At 61.3% G+C, this 16,615-nt stretch carries 16 protein-coding genes and 1 pseudogene; 8 read left to right on the forward strand and 9 right to left on the reverse strand.

All coding sequences use genetic code 11. From position 1 onward, the window contains the following. Positions 1-945 (forward strand): metal-dependent hydrolase, encoded by a 945-nt coding sequence (locus RE4_RS25680; RefSeq protein ID WP_029255210.1) that lies wholly within the window; start codon positions 1-3, stop codon positions 943-945. Next, a complete protein-coding gene (locus tag RE4_RS25685) occupies positions 945-2,108 on the forward strand; it encodes a DUF7802 domain-containing protein (protein WP_019748139.1) in 1,164 nt (387 codons plus the stop codon). The genes RE4_RS25680 and RE4_RS25685 overlap by 1 nt, the downstream gene beginning before the upstream one ends. A 62-nt stretch (positions 2,109-2,170) precedes the next feature. Here RE4_RS25685 and lplAB read toward each other — a convergent pair whose 3' ends face one another. After that, entirely contained in the window at positions 2,171-3,220 is a 1,050-nt protein-coding gene (lplAB, locus tag RE4_RS25690) for a lipoate-protein ligase LplAB (protein WP_060939606.1), read from the reverse strand. A gap of 245 nt (positions 3,221-3,465) precedes the next feature. Between lplAB and RE4_RS31090 the strand changes: the two genes are divergently transcribed. After that, on the forward strand, positions 3,466-3,639 hold the full coding sequence (locus RE4_RS31090) for a hypothetical protein (RefSeq protein ID WP_155404261.1): 174 nt from the start codon (positions 3,466-3,468) through the stop codon (positions 3,637-3,639). Between the two features lie 19 nt (positions 3,640-3,658). On the opposite strand, the gene RE4_RS25695 is transcribed toward RE4_RS31090, so the two are convergent. Further along, entirely contained in the window at positions 3,659-4,489 is an 831-nt protein-coding gene (locus tag RE4_RS25695; RefSeq protein ID WP_060939629.1) for a MerR family transcriptional regulator, read from the reverse strand. A 52-nt stretch (positions 4,490-4,541) separates the two neighbouring features. Next, positions 4,542-5,048, reverse strand: a complete 507-nt coding sequence (locus tag RE4_RS25700) for a hypothetical protein (protein ID WP_060939607.1) — start codon at positions 5,046-5,048, stop codon at positions 4,542-4,544. 169 nt (positions 5,049-5,217) lie between these two features. On the opposite strand from RE4_RS25700, the gene RE4_RS25705 reads away from it, so the two are divergent. Next, positions 5,218-5,706, forward strand: a complete 489-nt coding sequence (locus RE4_RS25705; RefSeq protein ID WP_060939608.1) for a nitroreductase family deazaflavin-dependent oxidoreductase — start codon at positions 5,218-5,220, stop codon at positions 5,704-5,706. A 43-nt stretch (positions 5,707-5,749) separates the two neighbouring features. On the opposite strand, the gene RE4_RS25710 is transcribed toward RE4_RS25705, so the two are convergent. Beyond that, positions 5,750-6,931, reverse strand: a complete 1,182-nt coding sequence (locus RE4_RS25710) for a GDSL-type esterase/lipase family protein (protein WP_060939609.1) — start codon at positions 6,929-6,931, stop codon at positions 5,750-5,752. A gap of 106 nt (positions 6,932-7,037) precedes the next feature. Between RE4_RS25710 and RE4_RS25715 the strand changes: the two genes are divergently transcribed. After that, positions 7,038-7,613 carry a TetR/AcrR family transcriptional regulator gene (locus RE4_RS25715; protein ID WP_060939610.1) on the forward strand — a complete coding sequence of 192 codons (576 nt, stop codon included), beginning with the start codon at positions 7,038-7,040 and terminating at the stop codon, positions 7,611-7,613. A 187-nt stretch (positions 7,614-7,800) separates the two neighbouring features. Here the strand turns inward: RE4_RS25715 and RE4_RS25720 are convergent, their stop codons facing one another. Further along, a complete protein-coding gene (locus tag RE4_RS25720; protein ID WP_042951711.1) occupies positions 7,801-8,709 on the reverse strand; it encodes a tyrosine-protein phosphatase in 909 nt (302 codons plus the stop codon). Between the two features lie 184 nt (positions 8,710-8,893). Continuing rightward, complete coding sequence (locus RE4_RS25725; RefSeq protein ID WP_060939611.1) at positions 8,894-9,814, reverse strand: alpha/beta hydrolase; 921 nt, start codon at positions 9,812-9,814, stop codon at positions 8,894-8,896. 174 nt (positions 9,815-9,988) lie between these two features. Here RE4_RS25725 and RE4_RS25730 point away from each other — a divergent pair, with 174 nt between their 5' ends. Next, entirely contained in the window at positions 9,989-11,452 is a 1,464-nt protein-coding gene (locus RE4_RS25730) for a glycoside hydrolase family 5 protein (RefSeq protein WP_060939612.1), read from the forward strand. Between the two features lie 51 nt (positions 11,453-11,503). Here RE4_RS25730 and RE4_RS25735 read toward each other — a convergent pair whose 3' ends face one another. Beyond that, positions 11,504-12,166, reverse strand: a complete 663-nt coding sequence (locus tag RE4_RS25735) for a GAP family protein (RefSeq protein WP_060939613.1) — start codon at positions 12,164-12,166, stop codon at positions 11,504-11,506. A 132-nt stretch (positions 12,167-12,298) separates the two neighbouring features. Continuing rightward, complete coding sequence (locus RE4_RS25740; RefSeq protein WP_060939614.1) at positions 12,299-13,891, reverse strand: D-alanyl-D-alanine carboxypeptidase/D-alanyl-D-alanine-endopeptidase; 1,593 nt, start codon at positions 13,889-13,891, stop codon at positions 12,299-12,301. Positions 13,892-13,977: 86 nt separating this feature from the next. Between RE4_RS25740 and RE4_RS25745 the strand changes: the two genes are divergently transcribed. Both RE4_RS25745 and RE4_RS25750 read left to right on the forward strand, forming a co-directional pair. Continuing rightward, complete coding sequence (locus RE4_RS25745; protein ID WP_060939615.1) at positions 13,978-15,303, forward strand: serine hydrolase domain-containing protein; 1,326 nt, start codon at positions 13,978-13,980, stop codon at positions 15,301-15,303. A gap of 42 nt (positions 15,304-15,345) precedes the next feature. Next, entirely contained in the window at positions 15,346-15,984 is a 639-nt protein-coding gene (locus RE4_RS25750; protein WP_020969422.1) for a PadR family transcriptional regulator, read from the forward strand. A 242-nt stretch (positions 15,985-16,226) separates the two neighbouring features. Here RE4_RS25750 and RE4_RS25755 read toward each other — a convergent pair. Next, positions 16,227-16,589 (reverse strand): annotated as a pseudogene (locus RE4_RS25755) (VOC family protein); the annotation flags it as partial. Between the last annotated feature and the right edge of the window lie 26 nt (positions 16,590-16,615).

The following is a 16,615-nucleotide window of genomic DNA, read 5'->3' on the forward strand; positions in this document are numbered from 1 at the left end:
GTGACCAACCTTCAGCCCCGAAAGATGGATTTCGGATTCGAGGATCATGACGTTCCCTTCCTGTGGAACCCGGAGAATCCGGCCTGGTCGAGCATGTCCAACGCGGTCTCGTTCCTGGCCATCGGTTTCGAAAAGATGATCGTGAAGATGATCATGCAAACCAAGTCGCGGATCAGTGATCCGGAGGTCGCCGAGGAAGCCGTGGCATTCATGCGTCAAGAAGGCCACCACTCGACCGCCCACCGCCAACATGTGAAAGCTCTGATCAGGCGATACCCCGGACTGCAGAACACACTCGACGCCGTGATCGGTGAATTCGATCTGCTCACCGAGGCGACCTCGTTGAACTACCGGCTCGCGTACACCGCAGATCTGGAGGCGACCTTCACACCGGTGTTCAAACTGATGCTCGACAACGAGGCGACCTTGTTCCGTCCGGGAGACGACCGCGTCGCATCACTGTTCATCTGGCACTTCGTCGAGGAGGTCGAGCATCGCAGCTCGGCACTGATCATCTTCAATTCCGTTGTCGGAAGCGAGCTTTACCGGATGCGAATGGCGCCGTCGATCTTCGCGCACGTCATGAAGGTGATTCGCATCGCCTGTGCAGGGTTCAACCAGCACGTTCCACTCTCCGAACGGCAAGTCGACTCACTGTCGATGTTCGCCATGCACCGCACCAAGCAGAAGATTCTGACGTCGTTTGCGCCCTACCTGACCAAGGGCACCATGCCCCGCGCCTTCGATCACCTACAACTCGGCGAACAACTCGTCGCGCTCGGCGGAGTCTTCCGCAGCCAGATGCCCAATCACAACCCAGACCACGAGAAGCTCCCCGCACTGGCCGACCAGTGGTTCAAGCGTTACGACGACGGCTACGACTGCACACGCTGGTACACCGCCGAATCTCAGGCACAAGAGTCGATCACGTCAGGGGCCAACTGATGGCAGAGCACTGCTCCCCCACGTTTGCCCAACTGGCAACAGAACTCGGTTTCTCCTGTCAGGAAGCAGGTGGACTCGTCGAGTTCCGTAACCCGGCGGCCCTCGAGAACTGGACCCTGCCCGTACTCGAATGGACGATCATCGTCGGCTCGGTACTCGCACTGGTCTTGGCGATCGTGCGACTGCGCCGCAACGGCGACCCCACCAACCTGGTCCTTTGGTTCGGCGCCACCGCCTACCTGTTCATCATCGAGCCTCCGCTGTACTTCCCGGCAGCGTTCGGCATCGAAGAACAAGTGGACACGATGTTCGCGCACAACGTGTTCACCGTCGACTTCATGTGGGGTCGACTGCCGCTGTACATCATTGCCATCTACCCGCTCATGGCGACGTTGGCCTTCGAAATAGTCAGAATGCTCGGCGTTTTCCGCAAATACGGTCCACTGCTGGGTGCAGTCTGCGTCGGCTTCGTCCACCATGCGTTCTACGAAATCTTCGATCACCTCGGACCCCAGTTGCGGTGGTGGGAGTGGTCGACGTCGAACCCGATCAACCAACCCATGTTCGACGCGGTTCCACTCCCCAGCGTGGTCGTCTTCGCCGCTCTGTGGCCGATGTCGTTGGCATTCTGCGTCCAGTACTTCGTCGGACGGCATGTCGATGCCGGCAAGCACTTCTCCGGGCTTCAGTTGGTTTGGCGCACCATCGTGATCGGCCTGCTGGCCTCGCTGGGCACGTTCATTCTCCCGCTCCCGGCGACGGTCTTCGGGATGGGCAGTGACACCGTTCGTGGGTTCCTCTATGCGGCAGAACTCGCCGTCCTCACAGTGGTCGCGATCGTGGTTCTCGTCCGCCAGTGGAGAAACCTGCGCTCGGCAGAATCGAACGCTCCTGCACACACCAACAGGTTCGTCCAGATTTACAGCGTGGTGTACCTGGTTGTCATGGCCGTACTGTGGGCGAGTGCGCTTCCGGACTTCTTCGACGCAGTCGAAGGTTCCACCAGCGCTGGAGATCCCATCGGGAACCTGTGGTACACACTGGCGTGCTTCGTCATCGCAATCCTGTGTGTGAGCGCAACTTTCACCATTCCGAAGAGGAACTCCGTCGTCGACGACGACGCTGAACTTCTCGGGGCAAACTCAACGACTCCGGCCAGCTAGGTCGACCGGGGCGAGACCTCTGGGGTCTCGTCCCGGTTTGTCGGTGTCTCGAGACAACGGCGTCACGGGACGCGGTGAGTCCACGCTTCGGTGCTGAACTTCGTGTCCACCAGCTTGCGCGCCTGCTCCAACTCCGAGTCCGTGTAGTCGCTGTCACGGGTGTCGTACTGGCCGCGGAAGTGCTGCGCAAACGACTCCAGGATCGCTGCACGCGTCATTCCGGTTTGAGAACGCAGCGGATCGACCCGCTTGGCTGCGCTCTTGGTTCCCTTGTCCGACATCTTCTCTCGCCCGATTCGCAGCACCTGCGTCATCTTCTCCGCATCGATGTCGTAGGCCATGGTCACGTGATGGAGCACGGTGCCGGACGCGAATCGCTTCTGAGCGGCGCCGGCTATCTTGCCCTTGTCCGAGGCGATGTCGTTGAGCGGCACGTACCGAGCGTTGATACCCACCTCGGCCAGCGCTCCCATCACCCACTGATCGAGAAACGCGTAGGACTGCTCGAAACTCAAACCTTCGACCAACGACGCCGGTACTGCCAACGAGTACGTGATGCAGTTGCCAGGTTCCATGAACATCGCGCCGCCACCGGAGATTCGGCGCACCACGCCGATGCCGTGCCGCGCAGCAGCCTCGGAGTCGACCTCGTTACGCACGGATTGGAACGATCCGATCACGACCAAGGGCGAGTCCCAGTCCCAGAATCGAAGTGTCGGCGGACGCTCACCCGATGCCACCTCACGCGCGATGACCTCGTCCAGCGCGACGTGCATCGCTGGGTCCAGAACCACCGGTGGGATGAGGTCGAACGTGTGATCCGCCCAACTCGTGGCGTGACCGAGTGCGCGCCGGATCGCAATACCGACCGACTGCGGCGTGAAGCCGATCATCGAGACGGACTCGTCGAGCGCACTGGAGATGGCTTGTGCCAACTGTTCAGCACCCGAGTCGGCGGGCATTCCGCGCAACGCCGCGTTGATGTCGTCGAGCGCACTGTCGGGCTCGAGGAAGAAGTCCCCCGAGACTGCGACTTCGGCCAGCCGACCGTCCGCCACCTCGACGTCGACCGCGACCAGTTTTCCACCAGGAACCTTGTACTCTCCACGCATTCGTCCAGCCTATCCCTGTGCGATTCTCTGCGGTGAGCGCCGTCGAAGATCACACCGCGCGCGCAGTGCGCATCGGTTCGACCGGAAGGGCGATCAGGCACTCACACCTGTAAACCGCTGTGCGGCTGCATGATCGCGCGGCAAAGACAGCCCGTGTCGGCCCCTGCCTGGACTCCTAATTCTTCCGACAGGCGAGATGATCGCTGGGGTGGGAGGATTACCGCAACGAGCCAACTCTCTGGCGAGTGACAACGGAGGTAGACATGAAGGTCCCCGCGTTCCACTCGACGGAACCTTCGGACCTCGACGTCTATCACGACAACGAAAGCTGCATCTTGGCCGCGCGCATCGCAGTACCCCATCGTGCCCCCGGGGTCGACGGCCGACCGTGGTGCACTGCCTGCGCGTCTTTGGACTGACGAGCGACCACCAGCTCACTCACACCCATGTCGCCGATTCGGGGACAACTCCATGGGCCAGAGCGTTCGCATCGATGACAGCGCGGAGCCACGCGGTCAGACCGGCCTCGACCGTCTCGTAGAACAGCGCGTCGTAGAACTCGGAGAATCCCGGATCGGCCACGTACATCCGTCCCAGACACACCTGCATCGAGTGTGTGCAGTCGAAGTAGACCCCGATCGACGCTCGGTGGCGTTCTGCCAGCGAATTCGCCTCGGCGCTTCCCGGTTCGACACCCGCGCGGCACGCCAGCGCCAGATCTTCGTTGAGCGTCTCGACGCAGTCGGCGATCTTCTGCCAATCCTCAGCGGTCCTACCCGCCGACCGTTCCGCGTGCTGCGCCCACTGCGCACTGTCACCCCAACGCTCGTGCGCCTCCGGTCCCCATGACGGCTGCCAGTGTCGGCCGAAGATCGACACCTGCTCGTCTACCGGCAACAGCACACCGGACTTCCTGGCATCGATGATGCGATCCAAGGACTCGCCCCGTTGCTCCAAGTCGGCAATCCGTTGTCGCAACTCGGCGCGCTGCCCGCGCAGTGTTTCGTCCACGTGGGCTGCCGGCGATTCGAGCAATATCCCGATCTCGTCGAGCGACAAGCCCACATCGCGGTAGACAAGTACGCGACCAATTCGGCCGAGGTCGGCGTCGGTGTACAGCCGGTAGCCACCGTCACTGTGCCCGGACGGGCATACCAAACCGATTGCGTCCCAATGATGAAGGGTACGTACAGTTATGCCCAGCCGAGATGCGGCAGCACCGACGGTAAGAGCACTGTCTGCCTCGTCTCCGAAGAGTTGGTCCGTCACGGCATCCAGTTTGACAGACGCGGTGCGCGAGACCACCGCGTCAGACTTCTGTTCAGTCGTCGGGTCCGTCAATTCCCATACCTCGCAGATGCTCGGCCTCGGCACTGTTCGGGTCGTACGGACGAGCGGCCGTCATGATCACACGCGCGTTCTCCGGTGTCACGATCTCCAACTCCAGTGAATTCCACGGCTTCAGGTCTGGACCGCTGGTGCATCCGGGCCGCAATTCCTCACACGCCTTTGCTATCTGGTCCATCTGACTCAGCACACACGCAAAGCTCACGCTGATGGACGGTGGTGAATCTGCTCGCTCGCCGGGCACGAGCAGAACGTCTTGAAATGCCCAGCGCCGCAGATGCGTCAGTCGATCAGGCACCGAAAAGAGGTCGAAGAAACCGAGCCCGCGGATCCAGAAGTCTGCCGATTCGGCCAGATCCGAAGTCGGAACAGACACGAACATCGGCATACCGTAGAGACCTCGGAACTGTTCCGGAGGCACGGCATCGGTCGTAGGGACAGGGACGGGGCTGACGTCGAATGCAGGGTAGGTGTCGGTCATGAAGTCATCGTGAGCCCTCACGCTACGTCAGGGTCAAATCTTGTGAACTCCGATCACAAAACACAGTGACCGGAAAACACAGTGATCAGAAATCGAGAAGCACCGAGCCCGCAAGCCTCATAGGTTTGTCGAAACGACGCTCACGCCGACAAACTGGAGGTAGCCGACCATGGCACAGACGGATCCAACACCGAGAGATCCCATCGGGAATCACTGCGAACCGAAGTCCGGCGGTCCCGGCGCACTGTCACGGTGGATGCAGCGGAACGCGAACGCCCGCACGAATCGCAAGATTCGGCGCGGGAAAGGCACGTTCATGGGAATGGACGTCCTCATCTTGCACACGGTAGGCCGACGCAGCGGGCAACTCCGAGAGACTCCGCTGATGCACCTGTCCGACGGCAGGGGCGGTCTGTTGATCGTGGCTTCGGGCGGCGGCGGTCGAAACCCGGACTGGCACTCGAATGTGGTGGCGCATCCCGATCGAGTGTCTATCGAGATGCCCGGCCGAAATCCCGTACCAGTCACAGCTCACGAACTCGAAGGCGACGATCGCGAGCAAGCGTGGCACCAAGTGGCCACCGCCCAGCCCCGAATCGCCAAGTACCAGAGCAAGTCCGATCGCAAGTACCCGCTGATTCGGCTCACCGTGATGTGAGTGGTGGTGTGAGTGGTGGTGTGAGCCGAATCAGATTGCGCGATTACGCCTCGCCGGCGAATACACCGCCGTCTGCGAATACACGTTGGGCAAAGCGTTCGCCGATGAGACGATGCGTTGCAGCGTCCGGATGGAGCTGATCGGGAAGCGGCAACTCTTCGTTCTCCGCGGCACCGTAGAGATCACACCCGTCGATGTAATGCAGATTAGGATCATCGACTGACCGCTGGGTTACGATGCGCGCCAACTCTTCCCGAATCGAGCGCAGCGTCAGCTTCCCGGATGCCCGCTCGGCGGGATCTCCGGTGGCAACGAATCGCATTTCGCCTCTGGCAAGAGCGTCGAAGTCGAAGGCACCAGGCCCCGGTGTGTCCTCGTGGATCGGGCAATAGACGGGCGAAACGACCAACAGCGGAGCCACTGGATGACCGTCGCGAACCGTGTCGAGGAAGCCGTGCATTGCAGATGTGAAGGCCCGTAGGCGCATCACGTCGGAGTTGACCAGATTGATGCCCATCTTGATGCTGATCAGGTCAGCAGAAGTGTCGCGCATCGCGCGGGCGGTGTACTGGTCCAGCAGAGCACTGCCACTGAACCCTAGGTTGATCAGATCCACGCCGCCGACGGAGGCTGCAAGAGCAGGCCAAGTGCCGGAGGGACTTTCAGCGCCGGATCCTTGACTGATCGAGCTTCCGTGATGGAGCCACACGCGGCGCTTCGTATCAACCGCGAGTTCGAGTGGCGCGTCGGTTCGCAATGCGACAAGTTCGGTGGTCTCGTTGTGTGGCAACCAGATCTCGACGGTCTTGGATCGCGCGGGCAGCTCCGCGAAACGGATGATACTGACAGGTCCGGACTGCCTCTGAGCGGTACCGGTAGCCATGTCGATCGTCACCGTATTGCCGCCCGTAGCGCTTGCTTGCCCGGCCAGTTCGCCGTCGACGAGCAGGTCGTACACCCCTTGCGGCCTCGGCGGCGCGCCGGTGTAGATCATTTTCGTGGGCAGAGTATCGAGTTCGATGCTCGTGGCGCTGGTTCGGAATACTAGCCGCACTCCGGACGGTTGTGATTGCGCCATTGCCATCTGCCCGTCAGCGCATTGCGTGCGAGCCTTGGCAGGTAGGCGGTGCGTCAGCACACCGCGTTTGGTCCGTTCGATTTCGAGGGCTCCGCGCACGATGTCGTCGGAAATTTCGGTAGTAATCCAGCTGCTCTGGCTGTGCATTTCATTCACCTGAAAATCGTTTACGGAAGTTTGCTACTGCTGATAGTAATTTGCCTATACTCTTTAGGCAAGTGGTTTACCCTCCCAACGAACAGGACCGATTGACATGCCTCGCGCAGGACTCACAGCCGACCGCCTCGCGATGGCGGGCGCGGAATTGGCCGACGAGGTCGGCTTCGAGCAGGTGACCGTATCGGCAGTCGCCAGACAGTTCGACGTCAAGGTCGCAAGCCTGTACTCCCACGTGAAAAGTTCGAACGACCTCAAAACCAGAATCGCGTTGCTCGCTTTGGAAGAGATGGCCGGCCAGGCTGCCGACGCCGTGGCCGGTCGGTCCGGCCGCGACGCTTTGACCGCCTTCGCGAACGTCTATCGCGACTACGCGAAGGCACACCCCGGCCGGTACGCCGCGTCACAGATGCGCCTCACCCCGGAGGACGCAGCAGCGAGCGCGGGCTTCAGACACTCGCAGATGATGCGATCGATTCTGCGCGGATACAACCTCAACGACCTCGACCAGACTCACGCAGTTCGGTTGCTAGGCAGCGTTTTCCATGGATATGCCAGCCTGGAGTTAGGTGGATCGTTCAGCCACAGTGCACCGGACAGCGCCGAAAGCTGGTCCAGGATCCTCGAGGCTCTCGATTCGATGCTGACCAATTGGCCAGCGTCGAGTGCATGATCAGGCGTGCTTCTTGTGAGCAAAGTTCCTGCGCCACTTGGTGATGGCATGCGGCCTGATGGTGGAGACCGCAACCTCGAGCCCACCGCAGGAGCAGCGCCACAAAATTGCGCATTCCCGTAATCATTGGTCGCACTGGAACAGCAGAGGGTCCGAGTGGGCAATAAGTCGAGGTGTGGGGCTGCGCTTAGAGGAGAAGCTTGGCACGCAGAGAGTCGATAGTGCCCTGGTCGACGCCGAGGCCCTCCCGTACGTAAGTATCCATACCGCCGTAGAGTCGGTCCACCTGGGCGTACGCCGCATCGAGCCACGACAGGTCCACCGCGTCGTCCCGGCCCAGGTACGTGTTCGACGCCATGAAGTCGGCACTGATGACCTCACGCGGGACACCGAGGATGGTCAGCAGGATCGCGGTACCCCAACCGGTGCGATCCTTCCCTGCGCTGCAGTGGTAGACGGTTGCGCCGTCGGAGTTGTTCGCGATCGCCGTCAGCAGATCATGGAAGGCGACATCGGAGCCACGGTAGTTGACCATGAACGGGTAGCCGATGCTCTGGCCGATGTTCGAGGTTCCGTTGACCGCGCCGTCGATCAACGCGCGACCGAGGGTCAGGGGAACGAACTCGTGGAACGCGATGCCATGGTCGATGCTGACGACGTCGGCGACCTGGTAGGTGACCCCGGCGGGGATCCGATCGGGATCCTCCGTGCGTTCGGAGGTGTTACGCAGATCGACGTCGAGGGTCAGGTTCGCGGCGGTGAGTTTGGCCAGATCAGTCTCATTGAGCGAGCTGAGCTTGTTGGAACGGAACACCAGGCCTGTCCGGACGGTCCTGCCGTCGGTAGTCCGATAGCCGCCGATGTCGCGGAAGTTCCGCGCCTCGTCGAGCCTGATCTCGGCCGCGGACGGCGGTGGGATCTCCGGCAGCGGCGGTTGCTCCCCGGACGATCCGAACTGGCTCGAACCCGATTGCGGGTCGCCGCTCGAGGCGGAGGCGAGTGCGGGGCCAGTCAAGGCCGCCACCACGGTAAACAGCGCAGTGAGGGCGATTCCGAAAGAATGCGCCCCTCGGCGGCGCGTGTAAGCAGTCGTCATCGTCGTCCTCTTCACTCGCTGTGCTGGACGACCCCGCGCCCCCGCAAACTCACGTGCGAGATTACAAGGGTGGCGCGCTCCTCGTCCCGACTTTGCCCCAAAAACCGGACATTTGTTCAGGTGCCCGAATTGCCCGCTCCTGCCACTCCTACACCCTCGGCACACTGAACCGCGCCCGTGCTTGTCACGCGGGGTCGGAGTCGAGTCGATTCCGAAGCCAGGCACCCATATCTAGCGCAGCACGCCGGGCAACAGGCGTTGGATGGTTTGTAAATCCATGCGGGACAACAGGATAGAGACGCAAGTCGACGTCGTTACCGGCCGCCGACAGCCGCGCCACCATGGAGAGGTTCTCAGCCAGAACCACGTCTTCTGACCCGACCACCACGAGGGTAGGCGGCAGGCCGCTGAGGTCGCCGAATGTCGGAGAAATATCCGGGAGAGTGCGATCATCGACATGCCCGACATAGGCTTCGATGAAGTATTCGTCGCTGATGGTGCGGCCCGCGGGAGTCTGAGCACTGACGTCGTACGTGCCCGCTTCCAGCACGGCACCCGAAAACGACTTGGCCAGACCTCGATCACGAAGGCGCAGCAATGTCGTCGTCACCAAGGTTGCTCCCGCCGACATGCCACCGATGGCGAGCCTGGTTGTCCCGAACCGTTCGGCAGCGACATCAAGTAGCCACAAAGCGACTGCCTCACAATCGTCCGGCGCTGCAGGCCAAGGGAATTCCGGCGCAAGCCGGTAATCGACGGTAACCACTGCCACCCCGACCGCGTCGGCAAGTCTCGTACTTCGGGCGTCAGCGCTGGCCGCTGAACTCATGTAGAAACCACCACCCGGAAGATACAGATAGACCCCGTTGACAACGCCGTCTTTCGGCGTGACTACGCGCACTGAAACGGATCGACCCTCGATGTCGAGTGTGTGTTCAACAGCCCGGGTCGCCGTGGGCTCAACCACCCTGGATGCTCGCGCCACAAGCAATTCCTGCAGCGAACTCGGACCGACACCGGCAAGCCGCGACGCATAGAACGCTCGCGTGATCGCCACATCGTCGCCGGGTAGTTGTTCGACCAGATCAGTCAGTGCAAGCTTCACAAATGCTCCCTCGGGTCGCGACTTGTCGACAATTCTCGCACCCCGTACAGCAGCCTCGAGCCGGGGCATTCCAGGCAGTGAAGACGTGACGGGTATGTGCGAATCGCGCCGCAATAAGGCGTTCTCACGCTACCCTCATCTCCAAATTGGACGTTTGTCTAGAAAGGTCACCGGATGCGCGCGCTGTTGCTTGCCACCCTTGCAATCCTGGCTATCCAGATTGCAGCCCCGGCGGCAAACGCTTCACCTCCGGATCCAGGCTGGACTCTCCCCCAACTGACCGTCGCAGATCGAACGATCAAGGACGTCGACGGACGAACGGTGTTGCTCCGCGGCGTGAACGCCAACGGTCTCAATGACTACGCAACCAACGGCACCGGTCTACCCACCGTTACGCCGCTGGGAAGAACGGACTTCGCGCAGATGGCCGCGCTGGGCTTCAACGTCGTCCGACTCAACGTCGCGTGGTCCCTCCTCGAACCGACCCGCGGTGCATTCGACACTGCGTATGTCGACCGGATTCGAGGCGCAGTCCAGAACGCGAAAGATCACGGCATTTACACCGTTCTCGACATGCATCAGGACGCATGGGGCCCGTACGTCGGCACCCCGAGCGACCAGTCGTGCCCGTCTTTCATGGAGCCGGGAGTCGGCTGGGACGGCGCACCGGAGTGGGCAACCCTGACCGGCGGATGGACGACCTGCAATATCGCTGGACTCCGGGAAGCCGCACCGGCGATCGCCCATGCCTTCCAGGCGTTTTACGACGACGAGCAAGGAATCCAGAGTCGCCTCGTGGCTACGTGGGCGCGGTTGGCCGCCGAGTTCAAAGACGAACCAGCGGTGGCAGGATACGACCTTTTGAACGAACCGAATCCCGGCCTGCGCGATCCATTCACCGCCGCTGATCAGATCGGGCAGTACTACAAGCGGGCCACCGACGCCATCAGACAGGCCGAATCAGGCGGATTTCCGCACCTCGTGTTCTTCGAGCCCAGCGCGATCTGGTCGGCATTCGGCTTCGACGCGCTGCCCCCACGCCAGTACCTGACCGATCCTCTGGTGGTCTTCTCGCCACATCTCTACAGCGAATCGATAACAGTCAGTAGCGAATTCCCCGGAATCGAAGACGGGTTCAAGATCGCCGACCGCGCTGCCGCCTGGTACGACGCCCCGTTGTGGACGGGTGAATGGGGTTGGTTCGGGGATGCCGGCGAGCAGGGAGCAGACGTCGACCGCTTCGTCGACGCCACCGACAAGTACCGGATGGGCGGCGCGTGGTGGTCGTGGACACAAGCGTGCGGTGACCCCCACCCGGTTCGGGACGGCAATACCCACCAGCCGCAAGGAAATTTGAATCGCATCGACTGCCCTTCCGGCGAATCGCTCGGGCTCGTAGAGGGATTTGCCGGGCCTCTCTCGCGTGCTTATCCGCGAGCAGCGCCCGGCACACTGACGGAGTTGTCGCGCAACGGGTTTACCGGGACCGGTACCGGACAGGTCGAAGCCTGGTACCCCGGCACCGACCGGCCACAGCTCGAGACCACGAATCTCGCTGACGTCCGACTGTCCCCGATAGAGGGCGGCTGGCAACTGATCGGCCACGCCGATGGCGACTACGCGGTGAACTTGGCCTGATAGGACACCCACCTCGGCGGTCCGCGTTCACACCACGTGAAAGAGGGCTTATCAGAAGATTCCGCCGATTCCTTTGCCGATCAGAACAACTCCGACGACCAAGATCAACACGCTCATCACCGTGGTGTTGTTGTCTTGGAGCCAGACCTTGAGCTTGGCCAACGGCTCGCGCAGACGATCAGCAGCCACCAGGTATCCGATGACCGGGATCGCGACCGTTGAACTGGCGATGATCGTGAAGACAAGGACAGAGGCGATCACTCCACTCGTCGCCAGCGACGCCGAGCCGATCGACACTCCCGCCGCGATGCACATCAGCAGATTCTTCGGGTTGATCGCGGCGAGCGCGAATCCTAGGCCCAACCCCTTGACCGCGGTCATCTCGTCGATGGCTTGCATCCACTTCGGTGTTTCGTGTTCGCCGCTGCGCCCTCGCCACTGCTTGACCCCGACCGCCAACAGGAGGACACCGAGAGCGAGTTTGATCCACGATACCGTGGCAGACGGTCCATTGTCCGAGGTACCGAGGGCACTGGACAGGGTGACAAAAAGAACTGTGGCAATGAAGATTCCGAGCAGCCAACCCAACGCGAACCCGATGCTGGTGCTACCCGCGCGCTTGGAGAGCAACATCAAGATCGTGGCGATGACGGCTACCGGAGACACGGCGACACCGACAGCTATGGGGAGGAGATCTCCGATAACGGAACCCATGTCAAAACTCGTTTCTCATCGGGACGCAGTCGATACCGCTGCGCGCCAATGCTGACACTCTGTGCGCCTACATCGTTCGTGCCTCATTCGAAAGGGATGAGCGCCCGAACGCCGGACCACTGACTCGCCCCGTCAATTCGTCTGTGCTTGTTGGAATGCAGCGGCAACACCACCGACGTCTCCCCCGACTTGGAACACTCCCCTAGGCAGGTCGGGAAACACTGCATCACTGACGGCGACGACAAACAGAAGTCGGCGATCGTCGGGGGTGATCATGTAACCCGACAACGCTTGAAGAGTGACTATCAACCTGCCGGTGTCAGATTCGACGTCGGCGGATGTTCCCGTCTTACCGATGACCTTCCCCTTTGCCGGACTGTCGGTTCCCACGCCCGACAACGAGCCTCGCTCACCGAGTACGGGTTGACCTGCCCAGAACGTATCGGCCCATGGCTGCTGGTCCACCCAGTCGAGCCACTGGAGGACGGCTGCGGGCGTCGATTGTGACGGGTCTCCGCCCTGACCGTCCATGACCACCAGGTCGGATGCTGCAATACCAGCCTTCTCGGCAAGTGCCCGCACGGTGGGAAGACCGTCGCTGCACGACGACGATCCTGTCGCTACTGCCAACAGACACAAGAAAGTGTTCGCGCCCGTGTTGTAGCTTGTCGCGAGAATCATCCCTCCCGACTCCGAAATTGGTGCCGATTGCAGGCTCGCAACCTGTCGACTTCCTGAATATGTCCGATCGACAGGCAGGGCAGCCGTGCTGTTCGTACGAGATACCGATGCAACCTCGATTCCATTGCGTCGCAGTGCTTCTACGAACAGCTGACGCGCCCACGTCGGCGCGTCGGTGATGCGATAGACAGTCAGCGATGTCTTTCCAGCCGGCACGGACCCGGTCACGTTGATCTGGGTGGGATCGGACGGATCGGCCGCAACCTTCAGAGTCGAGTCGCTACCTTCCTCACCCGTGGTGACCTGAGCATCGACGCGGAACAGGCCGTTACCGGGAAGCATGTCGATGGTGGCGGGCTCACCTACCGCACCCGGACTCGCCTGGATATCGACGAGGTTGTCGTTGACGAAAATCGATGGGACCAGGCCTTCGACTGTCGAGTATGTGTCCCACAGACGAGGGTCTACCAGAACGTCGCCGTTTACCCGAGTGATGCCGGCGTCGGCTACTTGTCGTGCGAGATCGTTCAGGCCTGCCAGCGGATCACCGGGCGCGAGAACGGCTCCTGGCAGGGCATCGGCGTAGACGTGGTCGATGCCGTCGGTGGCGAAATCGAATCGGCCTTGTGCGGCGTTGCGCCCACCGAGCGCGAGGTCACCGGAGCCGACCAGCACCAGATCACCGGTAAGGGTGCCCTCGACGGGGAGAGAAGTGGCATAAACGGGGGTGGTGACAGTGTGGTCTACACCAAGGGTGTCGTAGGCGGTGCCGACGGTGAAATGTTTGGTCTGGGAAGCCAAAAACATAGAGCTATCAGCATTGTTGCTGTAAACCACCTCGTCGGTGGCGGGGTCGACCAAGAGATAGGACCACCGAGCCATAGCGTACGGATCGGTGGCCATGATGCGGGCTGCCTCCTCGGGAACCTGTTGCGCCGGAGCCGATGCGGAATCGGAATTCGACGGCTTCGCCGAACATGCGGTGAGGACTACTCCGACGCTGATGAACGCAGCGACGGCGCGAACTGATGTGGTGTGCGGCATGGACGCTCCTGAGGATGCATGACTGATTTGTCGTAATTTACTGCAAAGTGCAGCATGCAGAGTGCAGTATCGCTTAAAGTCCCTCTATGAACCCTTTTGGGAAGTCGACGTCCTTTCACAACGTCAAGACCAGCAAAGTGGCTGTGGCCTGCATCGCTACGGCATTGCTGCTCTCAGCCTGTTCGTCCGCAACCGATTCCGAGTCCCCCTCGTCGTCCCCGCCGACCTCCGCCGGGTCTGCGGACAGCGCCGTCTTGTCTTTCGACAGCGCCGCAATGGATTCCGTCGTCTCCGAGAAGGCAGAAGAGTTCCGTGAGATCGCAATGGTGGTCATGATCACGACGCCGACGCAGAAGTACGTCAATACATGGGGTTCGGTCAGGGAAGGCGTGAACGAGCCTCCCACTCTGGACACCAAGGTTCGCGTGGGCTCGAACACCAAGACCTGGACCGGTACGGCCATCCTGCAGTTGGTCGACGAAGGCAAGGTTGCGGTAACCGATCCGGTCAGCAAGTTCCGCCCAGATGTCCCCAACGGCGACAACATCACCATCGGCGACCTACTCGACATGCGTAGCGGCCTGTACAACTACACCGAAACCCTCGAACTAAACCGGGCGCTCGACGAGCAACCGGAGCGGGTGTGGACACCCGAGGAACTGCTGGCAATGGGGCTGAGCCAGCCGCCGTATTTCGCGCCCGACACCGGTTATCACTACTCCAACACCAATACCGTTCTCCTCGGCTTGATCGCCGAGCAGCTGGACGGCAAGCCGATTCAGCAGATCTTCGCGGACCGATTCTTCGGGCCACTCGCACTCGCAGGGACGTCGTTTCCTGCGAACACCGACACCAGCATCCCGACTCCGTTTGCAGACGGCTACACCTACAGTGGCAACGTCGAAACGCTCGGCGAAGGCAAAGAGGCTCTCCCACAATCTCGCCTCGACGCGATCGCCGCAGGCACCGAAAAACCGACCAACACCACTAGGCACAATCCCTCGTGGACATGGTCTGCAGGTCAGGGAATTTCGACTGCAAACGACATGGCGACATGGGTCAAAGCTCTGGGAACCGGTTCGCTCCTGAGTCCCGCCACACAAGAGTTGCGTTTGAACAGTGTGCAACCCACAGATGGCGAAGGATCCGCAGGATACGGATACGGTATCGCTCAAATGGGTCCGATGTACGGCCACATCGGCGAACTGCCCGGCTACAACTCGTTCATGGGGTACGACCCGGTCAACGACGTAACCTTGGTGGTGTGGGGAAATCTGGCACCCACGGCCGATGGTTTCGCCCCGGCCTCTGCCGTCGCTGCAGCGCTCGTCCCCTTCATCTACGGCAAGCCCGCTCAGGACACATCCGACGACATCGCCGACACCGAGGATGCAAACGGTGAAGGGAAGTAGCACTTGTAGGCTCGGATGTAACCGCGGAACGAAGGGAGCCATGTGGCTCAGCGTGATCTCACACCTACCTCGTACATGATCCTGGGACTGCTGACGGTCAAGGACTGGTCGGCATACGAGATCGCCGAACAGGTAGGACGCGGGGTCGCCGAGTTGTGGCCCAGCGCAGACCGACAGCGATACAACGCCCCCAAAATTCTGCTTGAACGCGGTCTGGTCACGGCGAGCACGGTAACGAAAGGCACTCAGCGCTCCCGCACGGTCTACTCCATCACCGACGAAGGCCGCACAGCGCTGAGTGACTGGCTCGCCACCCAGGCCACACCCCCCGCCTTGCAGTTCGAAGGCATGATCCGCGTGATCTTCGCCAACCAAGGCACGATCGCCGACCTGCGGACCAACCTGACCACCATGCGCGAACAGGCAACTCGGTCCCGAAGTCTGTTCGTCTCACACGCACAACGGATTTCGGCCCCCGAAGCCGGCACACTCCCCCAGCAGAATCATCTGATGGCACTGGCCAACCGGTTCATGATCGGCCACTTCAACCACATCGCCGAATGGGCCGACTGGGCGCTGGAAGAAACTGCTGACTGGCCCGACACAGTGCAACCGGCAACAACCCACCGAAAGCGCACCGTCTCCACCCTCGCTCACTCGATAGACGACGGAAGTAGCTAGATCCTCCTCGAAAGCCATCGGACGCCGGTCCGACACCTTCTCGAATCCAGTTCGATCAGCGATCTTGAAGAGAACAGTCCGACGGACGCGGACCGCGGACGAACGATCAGAGAAAGCGGGACCCGCAACGTCCGGTGACGAACACCGATTCCAAGTGCACGGCGGGGAAGGATGTCGACAGCCGGCGGAGGCAGCACTGGACGACATTGAATCTGGAGTAATTTCTCCTCGGAGTAGTTGGTTCACGGGTAGACGGCGATCTCGATAAGGTTTCCGTCGGGGTCGCGACAATAGTGCGAGACCATCTCGCCGAGGGCACCCAGTTTGGTCACGGGCCCGTCGAGCACCTCGACCCCACAGTTCTCCAGGTGCTCACGGACAGTTCCAGGCGACGCAAGAGTGATGAAGCACAAATCCTCGGAACCTGCTGGCTCGACGGCGCCGGTGGTCCAGGCCGGGTCTTGCTCCGCCGATCCGAGAGGCCTCGGATTGATCTTCTGATCTCCGAACTTCAGTGCAGTGCGTACCGTGGGGCCGAATATCTCGATCGTCATTCCGAATACCTTCGCGTACCACTGGGCGGTGGCGTCGACGTCACCCCGCCGCCGATTGAAACGCGAAACGGCACCGA

The sequence above is a fragment of the Rhodococcus erythropolis NBRC 15567 genome (assembly GCF_001552595.1).
GTDB lineage: Bacteria > Actinomycetota > Actinomycetes > Mycobacteriales > Mycobacteriaceae > Rhodococcus_F > Rhodococcus_F erythropolis.